Source organism: Oceanospirillum sediminis (assembly GCF_014164585.1).
GTDB classification, from domain to species: Bacteria; Pseudomonadota; Gammaproteobacteria; order Pseudomonadales; family Halomonadaceae; genus Oceanospirillum; species Oceanospirillum sediminis.
The window spans coordinates 56,749-68,631 of record NZ_JACJFM010000009.1 but is presented as its reverse complement, the minus strand read 5'-3'; the positions used below and the strand labels follow the sequence as shown (position 1 = coordinate 68,631).

Here is an 11,883-nt window from a genome sequence, read left to right as displayed (position 1 = left end):
CCATGATGGCCGAAGATGACGTAAAAACGAGTAATACCAGGTTGCCTGTTGTGCGAGCCAGGCTGAGAAAAGATTCGATATTTGTGTTACTTTCCTCTCCGGCATGCTGCCGGAAAGGAAAGAAGCATTTATGATGAGATAGCCAGAGGAAGCTAAGGGGGGTTACGCAATATTCAGACGCGCCAGATCGCTGTCTTCCAGTGTGCGTGATATTTTGACATGGGCCAGTTCTGGCGTCATAAGATTCATCTCATCAGCATAGCTACTCTCTGATGATGGTGGGCCGGTCAGAATACGAATAACCGGCCGGGTTCTGTTTTCCGGGTTGATTGCTGTAACAACAGCAACCTGGCTATCTGCCAGCTCAACCATACAACCTGGTGGGTAGACGCCTAATGCTTTAATAAACTGCTGAACCAGCTGAGCATCAAACAGCTTCGCTCTCCAGCTGTACATGCGGGATAACGCCTGGGTCGGGCTGGACGCACCGCTGTAAAAACGCTCCCGCGTCATCGCTTCATAGGTGCTGGTAATGCCCAGAATTTGTGCAAGGTAAGGGATTTTATCGCCTTTAAGTCCTTTAGGGTAACCTGAGCCATCATAACGCTCATGATGGCTACCGATAATATCCCTCAATTCCCGAATACCCGACAACTCATGATGCAAACCAACAAAACTCATCCCTTCAATAACATGATACTCAATGGCTTGCCTCTGAGCTTTGTTCAAAGGCCCCTGATGATTCAACAGATAATCCGGAACTTTCAGCATACCGACGTCATGCAGTAAAGCTCCCAGACCCAGTACATGGGTGCTGTGTTTATCCAGCTGAAGATATTGCGAAAATGCAATTGTCAGAATGCAAACATTCACGGATTTTTCAGCCAGTGAGAGTTCTTTCTCTTTTAAACGGGACAGCAGAAGCAAAGATCCGGCATCATTCAGGGCATCATCTGTCAGACGTTTAACGGCATTGTTTAGTTTTTCACAGCTGACGGTATCGCCATTGCTGATGCGGGTGAATACTTCCTTGACCTCATTGACACAAACCGCAATGTGGCTTTCAATTTTTTGCAGTTCTTTTCGACTGAGCAGTTCCGGCACTGCAATCAGGCCACTTCTTTTTTCCAGGGGGACTTCTCTTTCAGAGGACGTATCGTGACTGGATTGTCTTTCCCGCGGAGACTCTTTCTCTGAAGAAGTATTCTGATTAGGTTGTCGGACAGATTTATCCGGAGCCGGTGCTCTTCTGCGTAAATGGGCAAGAGAGGATGGCGTGGATTCCATAATATCAATATAGACTGTTTTACAGAACTCACGCAGTAGCTGTATTTCCTGTTCTGTTTTAACGATAAACTCCCTTCGCCAGAAGGGGGACTTGATCCAGTTTATATCCAGCTCTACAACATGCATGCCGATACGAACATTTTCTACTGATATTTGTTTTCGCATAAACAAACCTGGCCTAAGGCCTTCCCTGTTGTCTCATCTGAGTTAATTGGTCGTGCACTGAATTACTTTTTTTATCACATGCTTAATTCCAGACGCCGATGAAATCAGGCTGAGCAGTAGTTGCCATATCGGAGCTGGTCAGAAGTTCAGGCTTTATTCAGAACCATCTTCATATTAAGACATGTAGATTACACGAATATATAGTATTTACAATTTCTTATATTTTATTTTGTAACATTTTGTCAGATCAGTACGTGTTTTTGCAATATTATATTTTTAAAATACCTCCGCTATGTAATATATTTCTTTCTATGCGAGTTTTATATCAACTTATTATTTATTCTGATGATTAAATAAGTGCGCTGTGACTATTTGTTTATTCAGATAATTCTGATCAGTGCGAGGAACTGTTCTGAAATATTGAAGTCTATGAGCGGAGCCCCGATTTATCAGGTATTCTGAGCTTACCGGACGAAAAGTGCTTCTATAGACGCCACTCTGTTTTTTATACAATAACAGAAATGTATCGGAACACCCTTTTCAGGTATATAAAAGGTATTATTCAGGTAAGGCGTTTGCCCATATTTCTGGCTATCCGGAACCAATGACAGGTAAAAATTATGTAAATTTGCTATCGACCGGGTATGTAAGTCATTTATGATGTGTATCGGTAGATCGTGGTATCAGATAACCGGATTCTGCATTTGTTAAATCTGTATAGTGAGAGTATGTGTGTCAACTACACGATTTCTGCAGCTTCTGTTAACCGGATTATGCACCCTGCTAATCATGTTTCAGACTGGCTGCTCCTCACATGATGGTCAGCAGGTAACGTCTGAGAGTCCAGCTATTGTACCGAAGACCGATGATCGTTTAGCTATAATATCTCAGGTTTCTGACCGTCCAGAGAGTCAATCTTCAATCATCTCATTATCTGTTTCTCACCCCCTGGCATCTGCCAGTCAGACACGATGGCTTTATGATTTTGCTGATAGTGATCTGATTGGTTTTATACGATATGCCTTTGAAAATAACGCAGAGCTTTCCGAAAAAGCAGCCGCAGTTGAGTTTGCGGCCCGAAATGTTCTGGAAAGCGGCTATTCGTATTATCCTGTCTTATTTTCAGGTGTTACAACTGAACCAGATACAGTGCGGGCTATTAATGATCCGGGTGTACTCCCTTTCTCTGGTGTCGACTGGCAACAACTAACGTCAGAGTCCCGGACAGCTAATTTACAGTATGCTCTCAGGAAAAGTGAATTTGCCCACCTTACGCACCAACTGGCCGTTGATCTGACGACCTTCTGGTATCGGTTACACTACCAGCAAAAATTGCTTGAGCTTTATCAGCGACGTCAGAACACTATGAGTAATGCTCTGAAAGTGATCGAGCAGAAATATCAGCAACAGCAGATTGATATGAGCGCTCTGTCAGCCTTCCGGAATGAGGCTCTGGCATTTGATGAAGAAGTTAATCGGCAGCGCTCTGTTCGAGATAAAGCCAAAGCAGACCTGTTCCGACAGGCAGGCTTTACAGATGACTCCGATACTCCTGTTGCTCGTATTCAATTCGCAACGTTTTCTCTGGCAGATATTCCGGAAAAACAGTTGCATTCGGCTTACCTGGCCCGATCATCAGATCTGAATAACGCCTGGCTGGCAGTATTACAGCAGGACAGTATTGCTGCTGAACATATCAGAAGTCGTTTTCCGAAAATAATAATGAATCCTGATATAGAAAAGGGTCTGAACTGGCAGCGTCTGCAGGAAAAGCTCAGTATTCAGAGTGATAGTGAAAATACCCGGTTAATCCAGTTTTACTCTTCTTTGCTATTTAACCGTCTGGCTGATACTGAAAACAATCTGTTGCAGCACCAGCGGATTCTTCAGCGTTATAAAAAGTCTTTGCAGGTTTTGCAGGTTAAAAGAGAACAAACAGAATCGGAGCTGAGAAAATTTCAGGCCGGATTAATCTCTCTTCAGGAATTGTTGTATGTACAGAAAAGTATGCTGGAAGCAGAAGCGATTGCTCTGGAACTACTTTATCAGCGTACCAGTAATCGTATCGAGCTTTATCGTTTAATGGGAGGCGCTATTTTGCCCATCCCTGTTGAAAAAAGTGCATTCTGATAATGCTTACGTCTTTCTATATTCTCTCAGGGTCTGATTAGAACCAGGTTAAGGATCATCTGTTTTATGTTTAAAAAAATACAGCCTGTTATTGTTCTGGCTTCAATGGTTGCGCTGGCCTGGTACATTATGCAGAACCCTCCGGAAAAAGGGCAGTTCCGACCACCTGAACCGGTGGGTATCAAGGTACAAAGTCTGACATTGCACAGACAGAATTATCAGGTGACTTTTGACCGTCTGGCCAGAGTTCAGGCTCAGACATCGACTCAGCTGATTGCTCGGGTATCCGGTGAAGTCCTTTACATTAATCCGTTATTCCGTTCCGGGGGTAGGGTAAAAAAAGATGATCTGCTGCTCAGACTGGATCAGACGGATCTGAAAAATGATTTGCTGATTGCTCGGGCTGCACTTACAGAAGCTGTTCAGGCCCTGGATGAAGAGAAAGCCAGAGTAGAAGATGCTGCGCAGGCGTGGCGTTTGTCTGGTCGTAAGGATAGCCCCAGTGACCGGGTATTAAGAAAGCCTCAATTGATTGCAGCAAAAGCCAGAGTGAAATCTGAACAGGTTAAAGTTCAGAAAGTCGAAAACGATCTGGAAAGAACTTATATTCGAGCGCCATTTGATGCAATCGTTCTTAATCAGGCTATAAATATTGGTCAGCCGGTTTCTCAGGGCAATGTTCTGGGTGAGCTGAGAGCTGAATTGGGCTATGAATTACGTATTGCTCTGAATGAAAGAGAGTTGCCTTTTGTGGATCTGCCAGTGAATGGTGACAAAGGCGCAGAGTTTACCCTGGCTTATGAGCAAGGGGGGATGGAAATGACTGACCAGAAAAATACCGGCTATCTGACACGTACTGAAGATGCCCTGGACACAGAGACGCTGCAGTTGATTACCATTGGCCATGTTGAATTTGACGAGGATGACAACCTTAAATATCAGATGCGGCCGGGACGTTATATCCGGGTACGGATAAAAGGACGGGTGTTAGACCAGGTCCTGGTTGTACCTAACACCAGTATCTATCAGGGGAGTTATGTCTATCTCGCTGAGAATCAAAAGTTGAAACGTCAGAAGATCAGCGTCCTGTGGCGGGATGATGACGTCAGTATTATTCAACAGGGCCTTCAGGAAGGAGATGAACTGATTACGACGCCTCTGGGGCAGGTAGTGTCAGGCACCAGGGTTCAGACAGATAAATCTCTCACCTCTGATGAAGTCAATAAAAATCAGCGTGACACCCAGACCGCTGCGGAGGTAAGCCAATGATTGCATGGTTTACCCGTAATCATGTCGCTGCAAACCTGCTGATGATTGCAATTTTCATCACAGGTATTTTCTCTCTGAACACTAAAGTTCCGTTGGAGGTTTTTCCATCCATTGAGTTCGATGTGGTTAATATTACTGTCACCATGAGAGGAGCCAGCCCCGGGGATATGGAGCAGGGGGTTGCGGTTGTTATTGAGCAGGCGATAGATGATCTTGAAGGTATTGAGCGTATCGTTAATCGTTCTGTTGAAGGTCGGGTAAATTTCTATGTCGATGTTGATAGCGATTACGATGCCAAAGAGTTGCTGTCTGATATAAAAAATCGTGTAGATGGCATCAGTAATTTACCGGTTGCAGCAGACCGGCCGGTTATTTCTCTGGCCAAGCGTCGCTCTGAAGTGATTGCGGTGACCGTTGCCGGAGATATTTCTGAGGCAGAAATTCGTCAGGTTGCAGAGAAAGTAAGAGATGATCTGTTGCAGCTGCCTGAGGTTTCTCAGGTGGAGTTGGATGGTGTACGCAACTACGAAGTGGCGATCGAAATCTCACAGCAAAAACTGAAGGAGTACGGGCTGACATTGTCCCGGGTCGCAGACATTATTGCCAGTGATTCAGCAGACCTCTCAGCAGGTAACCTGAAAACCCGCGGAAATGACGTGCTGTTAATCTCCCGTGGGCAGGCCTACAGCCAGACTGACTTTGGCAATATCGCTATTAAATCATCCGAATCAGCCGGAGTGCTTTATCTGAAAGATATTGCCACTATCCACGATGGTTTTGAGGAAACTGCGTTAAGAACCCGGTTTGATGGCAAGCCTGCAGCGATGATTGATGTGTATCGAATCGGCCAGGAGAGCGCTATTTCGGTAGCGGATGCAGTAAAAGAGTATCTGGAGCAACAACAAGGACAGATGCCTGAAGGTATTCAGCTAAGCTACTGGGATGATGATTCCGAAGTGGTTAAGAAGCGCCTGAATACATTGCTGGAAAATGCAGCTCAGGGTGGTGTGCTGGTGCTGGCCTTACTGGCTCTTTTTCTGAGGCCTGCTATCGCATTCTGGGTGTTTATCGGTATTCCTGTCAGTTTTATGGGCGCGTTTATTGTTCTGCCATTTCTGGGAATAAGTCTGAATATCATCAGTCTGTTTGGCTTTATTCTGGTACTGGGTATTGTTGTCGATGATGCGATTGTAACCGGAGAAAATATTTACCGTCATGCCAGAAATGGTTCCTCAGGATTACATGCTGCAATTCACGGCACGCAGGAAGTGGCCGTACCTGTCACCTTCGGAGTGCTGACAACCATTGTTGCTTTTTTACCCCTTGCCTTTATCGAAGGGCATCGCGGCGCTATGTTTCTGCAGATTCCGGCGGTTGTCATCCCTGTATTGCTGTTATCTCTGGTGGAATCTAAATTTGTTTTACCTGCGCATCTGAAAAATATGAGGCTAAGGTCTGATCGTAAATCAGGTGTTTTTGAGCGTTTTCAGACCCGTTTCGCGGATGGATTTGAAAGTGCCATTCTGAAGTATTATCGACCCATCCTGAAACTGGCGCTGAAATACCGATATACCGTATTAGCCGGAGCTATCGGGTTAATGGTGATTCTGGTAAGCCTGCTGTCGACAGGCTGGATGAAGTTTACCTTTTTTCCTAAAGTTCCCAGTGAAACAGCTCGGGTAACATTAACAATGCCTGCTGGAACAGCATTTGAGGTAACCGATAGATACGTACTGCATATAACGGAACAGGCCAGAAAGTTGCAGGAGAAATATTCTGATTCAAAGACCGGGAGCAGTGTCATTCGACATATTTTCTCGACAACCGGAGGGGCTGGTGGCAGCTCAGAGACTGGCCGGGTCCGCTTTGAAATTACTCCGGCTGAAGAACGAACAACGGATATTACGACAGTACAGCTGGTGCGTGAGTGGCGAAGTCTGATTGGTGATATTCCCGGTGCTGAGTCCATTGCTTTTCGTGCTGAAATCGGTCGAAGTAGTGATCCTGTCGATATACAGCTATCCGGAAATGATCTTCACCAGCTGGAGCAGGTTACCGGGCTGGTCAGAGAGAAGCTATCGACTTATCCGGGGTTATTTGATGTTGCGGACAACCTGTCTGATGGCAAGGAAGAGCTGCGTATTGAATTGAAAGAGCAGGCTTATCAGCTTGGTCTGAGCAGAGATACTCTGGTTCGTCAGATTCAACAGGCTTATCTTGGCATTGAAGTAGAGCGAATTCAGCGTGGCAGAGAGGAGATTAAAGTGATTCTTCGATTGCCTTATGAGGAAAGAACCTCGCTGACAGCTCTGCTTGATATGGAAATTACCGGAACAGAAGGTAAGGGGATTCCCCTTCATCACCTGGCAGTACTGAAACCTGCGAAAAGTCCATCCGCGATTTATCGGATTGATGGTTCTCGAACAGTGAATGTGACATCTGATATGAACAAAGAGGCTGTCAATGTTACTTTGATGAATCAGGAGCTGAGTGAGTTTCTGCAAAATACCACCCGTCAGTTTCCTGCCGTTGACTATAGCTTTGAAGGAGAAGCAAAAGAGCAGAGAGATTCTTTCGGCTCTCTTCAATTAGGGCTGATGCTGGTGCTGGCAACTATTTATGCTCTGCTGGCAATCCCTTTTGGCAGCTATGTTCAACCACTGATTGTGATGTCAGTGATTCCATTTGGTGCTATTGGTGCTGTAGTAGGGCACTGGATCATGGGGATGCCGTTAACGATTATGAGCCTGATGGGATTACTGGCTCTGGTCGGTGTGGTTGTTAATGATAGCCTGGTACTGGTGGACTTTATTAACCAGCAAAGGCGTAAAGCAGGCTATAGCCTTTATAAAGCCTTGCTGATCGCAGCCCCATCGCGTTTCAGGCCGGTTATGCTGACCTCTATGACAACCTTTATTGGTCTGATGCCTCTGCTGTTTGAAAAATCCACTCAGGCTCAGTTCCTGATACCTATGGCAGTTTCCCTGGGATTTGGTATCTTGTTTGCCACTTTCATTACTCTGATTCTGGTTCCTGTTAATTATCTGATTCTGGAGGATCTCAAAAACCCTGGCTGGAAAAACAAACATATTTCAGGTGTCGCTAATGAGTTGGGTGAGTAAAAAATAATTCTTATTTACAGCTTTTTACTGGCAAAAATGTCGTAAGAGTTTTATAAATATCTTGAAAGATATATTTATCAATAAGATATAAGATCCGAACATATCGGACCAGGTATCTGATAAAAGCTGATATTTTCGGCCTGGAAATGTTTTTATCAAATGCCTTATGCTCGGAGCCCGGCATAAACGGAACAGGTAAGAGGGAGTTCTGTTCTGTTATTTTCCATGGTGAATTCTGGGATGGATTTGCCGTGAGTGCACTTTGTGCCAGAAGGATTCTGATATATGAGAATTTTACTTGCCACCCCTGAAACTGATCAGGAGCCATATCTCAAATCATTAAAAAAATACTGCCCATACGCTGATATACGTCTCTGGCAGGAGGTAAGTGGGACGGATTGGCAAGCTGAGTATGCTCTGGTCTGGAAACCAGAGAACAGTCTGTTTATTCAGCAGAAAAAACTGGTTGCGATTTTTAATCTGGGGGCTGGTATTGATGCCCTTGAGTGTTTGCCAGATCTCCCGAAGGATACCCCTTTATATAAACTACGAGATGCTGGTATGGGGCAGTGGATGCTTGAGTATGTACTGTACGGCATACTGCACTTTGGACGGCATTTTGACCGTTATCGGACTCATCAGGAGCATCATCACTGGAAACCAGAAAATACTCGTGACCTGAGAGAAAAAAGAATTGGCATTCTGGGGTTAGGGCCAATCGGTCGCTTTGTCGGCCAGCAGCTTTATGGCATGGGATATACCGTTGCTGGCTGGAGCCGGACGGAGAAAACGGATCTCTCTTTTCCTCAGTCATCAGGTATTGAATCTCTGAATGGCTTCATCTCACAGAGCCACTTTTTGATCAACCTGCTACCAGCAACAGAAGATACTTTTCATATACTGAATGCTGACCGTCTGATGAGACTCCCCAGGGATGCTGTAGTGATCAGCTCTGGAAGGGGGAGCGTATTTGATGAACATGCGCTTCTTTTGCAGCTACAGACAAGGCACCTGAAAGGCGCGTTACTGGATGTTTTTGAACATGAGCCTTTACCAGAGGAACACCCATTCTGGTATCAGTCCAATATTATTGTCACGCCTCATATTGCAGCACCAACTCAGGCCGATGATGCCATTAAACAAGTTCTGGCTGATATTCTGGATATAGAGCTTGGAGGGGATCATTTATACTGATCTTCATTCTGTATACCCGTGCTTAGCGAAACAGAAGGCTTTTGATATTTTTCTGTATGGACTGGGATAAGATATAGTCTGAGGCTTTTGTTTCGCTGCTGGCTGCCAGTTATGACTCAGTAAGGATAGGAAGAAACATATCGTTACTGCTTTCATCGTTATTAATAAAAAATATCACTGTTCTGACACAGATCTTTCGGTAAAATCCACTCATTTTTTAGGGTTAAGGCCCTGGTTGTGCAAATACTTTGCTTTTAAAAGGATATATCATGCTGGATCCAGCGAGTCTTGGCTGCCTTATTTTATTGTTGATAGCTGCCTTATGGGTTACAGAGTGGATTCATGTCAGTCTGACAGCTCTGCTGGTACCTGTACTGGCTATATTGAGTGGCATTTTTGATGTCAAACAGGCTTTTGCTGCTTTTGCTAATCCTATTATTTTTATTTTTCTGGGTGGTTTCGCATTATCAGCTGCCTTGCATAAACAGCGATTGGATGGAAGGATTGCGCGCTACATTCTTCACATCTCCAGAGGCAAGCTAAGCAAAGCTGCAACCTTGATTTTCATAGCAACGGCAGCTCTGTCCATGTGGATCTCTAATACGGCAACAGCTGCAATGATGCTACCGTTGACCCTGGGAGTGTTGTCTGCACTGGACTCCGCTGAGCATCGAAAGACTTATATCTATTTTCTGCTGGGCATCGCATTTTCTGCCAACATTGGCGGTATTGGTACTCTTGTCGGAAGTCCCCCTAATGCAATTGCAGCGGCTGCTATAGGTATGAGTTTTACCGAATGGATGCTGGTCGCCTTGCCTGTTGTTGTGATTCTGATGCCTGTGATGATTCTGGTTCTGCGGTTATGTTGTAAACCTGATTTGCAACACCCTGTTGCAGTCACAGAAGATTTGAGTGCCAGCGATCCGCTTACTTTACCGCAGGTCATGACGATAGCCGTTTTTCTATTGACTGTTGCAGGCTGGATCTTCAGTAAACCTCTGGCTGTTATGCTGGATATTAATGGTAGCATTGATGCTTTGATCGCTGTTTCAGCGATTATTTTGCTGGCCGGTTTGAGATTATTGGAATGGAAAGAACTTAATGAGCAAACAGATTGGGGCATCTTATTGCTGTTTGGAGGAGGCTTAACTCTGAGCGCTGTGTTATCGGTATCAGGCGCCAGTGCAATGATTGCAGGGGTAATAATCAGCCTTATTCAGGATACTCCGGTTTTGTTGTTTGTGATCTGCCTGATTGTCTTTGTGATGGTGCTGACAGCAGTAGCCAGTAATACTGCCAGTGCAGCGCTATTACTACCGATCTTTTTGCCTCTCTCTGAGAGCATTGGTCTGGAAAGCAGTTCACTGGCGGTACTCATTGCGGTGGGGGCCTCTTGTGCTTTCACATTACCGGTGGCAACCCCCCCCAATGCCATTGTCTTCGGCAGTGGTTTTATTCCACAGAAAGAGATGATCAGAGTTGGCTCGTTGCTCAGCGTCGCTATTTTACCCATTCTGGTCGGAGTCGGGTTGCGCTGATCTATTCTGTCGCTATAGCTGATCTGAGGCTGAGTGTGCTTGTTGTTTATGTCATGAGATGTCGGAGAATTCATGGTAATTTATTTGAAGTAGTCTTTTGAATTTACTGCTATTCTCAAACTTAGGGTCGTAAAAGCTGTACGCTGCTATGAGCAATTCTTAAGAGAGGGATGTGCTTTGGTTAAGGTTATTCTGCTTCTGACAGGGTTATGTCTTTCCGGAAGGTTATTAGCACTGGATGTTTTTTTGTTCATAGCTATCACTACGATTATCCATGGCTTCAGACTTATTTCCAGGCCTTTAAAAGGGCATTGACAACAGATAGTCTGGAAGACTTTCAGATGGATACCAAAAGGCTTCCGAAAAGTGAATTCATCCTTCAGGCTGATCTGGCCCTTTCACAAATAAAGAAGAAAAAGCCCGGAGTTGTTGTTCTCGCTGATGACAACGCTCTGAAATATGTTGGCCCAGGAGCCTGGGCTGCAGGTTTTCCAATTGTATTTCTGGGCATTAATTCTAATCCGCGTTATTACCTGAACCTGGATGATCGAGTGTCGGGGGTTCTGGAGAGGCCGCCTGTTAAAATAGCCGTCACCAGTCTGATGAGGGTAAACCCGGATGTAAGAAAAGTGCTGCTATTGATGGATGGTGGTGCTACGTCTGAAGCTATTCTTGAAACCTCATTCCATAATCAGAAACATAATAAGATTGGCTGGGTTGAGGCAGATGTTGTGCTAACCAGTCAGTTTTCTGAATGGAAGTCTCGTATAAAAGAGGCCCATATGCAGGGCTATGATTTAATCATGATAGGCAATTATGCACGCATGACAGACGAAAACAATCAGCCTGTCGATGTGAGTGTAGTTGGAGAGTGGACCGGAAAGCACTCTGAAATCCCTGTATTTTCACTCTGGCACTATGGCATTGAAAAAGGAATGGCCATTGGAGGACTGGTAATGTCAGGAGAGGTACAAGGAGAGGAAGCGGCCACAATTGTTAATCAGTTCCTGGCAAATAAAAAGTTTGTCATGCCTTTGATCAGAACACCTTCACGAGGTGAATATATCTTCTCACGCTCAGAGTTAAGGCGCTGGAATATTAAGTTACCAACTGATATTTCTGAGCAAGTTAGCTGGAAAGAATAACAGAGCTGCCACAAACAGGTTGAAACAACCCTG

7 protein-coding genes are annotated in these 11,883 nt (G+C 44.9%); 6 read left to right on the top strand and 1 reads right to left on the bottom strand.

Annotation, left to right across the window (positions count from 1 at the left end; all coding sequences use genetic code 11):
- Positions 1–162: 162 nt before the first annotated feature.
- Positions 163–1,452: a cyclic di-GMP phosphodiesterase gene (locus tag H4O21_RS09170; protein WP_182808560.1), complete on the bottom strand. Its 1,290-nt coding sequence runs from the start codon at positions 1,450–1,452 to the stop codon at positions 163–165.
- 732 nt (positions 1,453–2,184) lie between these two features.
- Here H4O21_RS09170 and H4O21_RS09165 point away from each other — a divergent pair.
- The 6 genes from H4O21_RS09165 (at position 2,185) to H4O21_RS09140 (ending at position 11,850) form a co-directional block, all read left to right on the top strand.
- A complete protein-coding gene (locus H4O21_RS09165) occupies positions 2,185–3,582 on the top strand; it encodes a TolC family protein (RefSeq protein ID WP_182808559.1) in 1,398 nt (465 codons plus the stop codon).
- A gap of 66 nt (positions 3,583–3,648) precedes the next feature.
- A complete protein-coding gene (locus H4O21_RS09160) occupies positions 3,649–4,851 on the top strand; it encodes an efflux RND transporter periplasmic adaptor subunit (RefSeq protein ID WP_182808558.1) in 1,203 nt (400 codons plus the stop codon).
- The gene (locus H4O21_RS09155) at positions 4,848–7,973 is read left to right on the top strand and encodes an efflux RND transporter permease subunit (RefSeq protein WP_182808557.1); all 3,126 of its coding nucleotides are present in this window, start codon (positions 4,848–4,850) and stop codon (positions 7,971–7,973) included. Before H4O21_RS09160 ends, H4O21_RS09155 begins: the two co-directional genes overlap by 4 nt.
- 285 nt (positions 7,974–8,258) lie before the next feature.
- The gene (locus H4O21_RS09150; protein ID WP_182808556.1) at positions 8,259–9,167 is read left to right on the top strand and encodes an NAD(P)-dependent oxidoreductase; all 909 of its coding nucleotides are present in this window, start codon (positions 8,259–8,261) and stop codon (positions 9,165–9,167) included.
- 269 nt (positions 9,168–9,436) lie between these two features.
- Complete coding sequence (locus H4O21_RS09145) at positions 9,437–10,705, top strand: SLC13 family permease (RefSeq protein ID WP_182808555.1); 1,269 nt, start codon at positions 9,437–9,439, stop codon at positions 10,703–10,705.
- A 341-nt stretch (positions 10,706–11,046) separates the two neighbouring features.
- Positions 11,047–11,850, top strand: a complete 804-nt coding sequence (locus H4O21_RS09140) for an ABC transporter substrate-binding protein (RefSeq protein ID WP_182808554.1) — start codon at positions 11,047–11,049, stop codon at positions 11,848–11,850.
- The last annotated feature ends 33 nt before the right edge of the window (positions 11,851–11,883 follow it).

Coding starts and splice junctions, on each gene's coding strand:
- H4O21_RS09170 (WP_182808560.1), bottom strand. CDS start 1,452: ATGCGAAAACAAATATCAGTAGAAAATGTTCGTATCGGCATGCATGTT.
- H4O21_RS09160 (WP_182808558.1), top strand. CDS start 3,649: ATGTTTAAAAAAATACAGCCTGTTATTGTTCTGGCTTCAATGGTTGCG.
- H4O21_RS09155 (WP_182808557.1), top strand. CDS start 4,848: ATGATTGCATGGTTTACCCGTAATCATGTCGCTGCAAACCTGCTGATG.
- H4O21_RS09150 (WP_182808556.1), top strand. CDS start 8,259: ATGAGAATTTTACTTGCCACCCCTGAAACTGATCAGGAGCCATATCTC.
- H4O21_RS09145 (WP_182808555.1), top strand. CDS start 9,437: ATGCTGGATCCAGCGAGTCTTGGCTGCCTTATTTTATTGTTGATAGCT.
- H4O21_RS09140 (WP_182808554.1), top strand. CDS start 11,047: ATGGATACCAAAAGGCTTCCGAAAAGTGAATTCATCCTTCAGGCTGAT.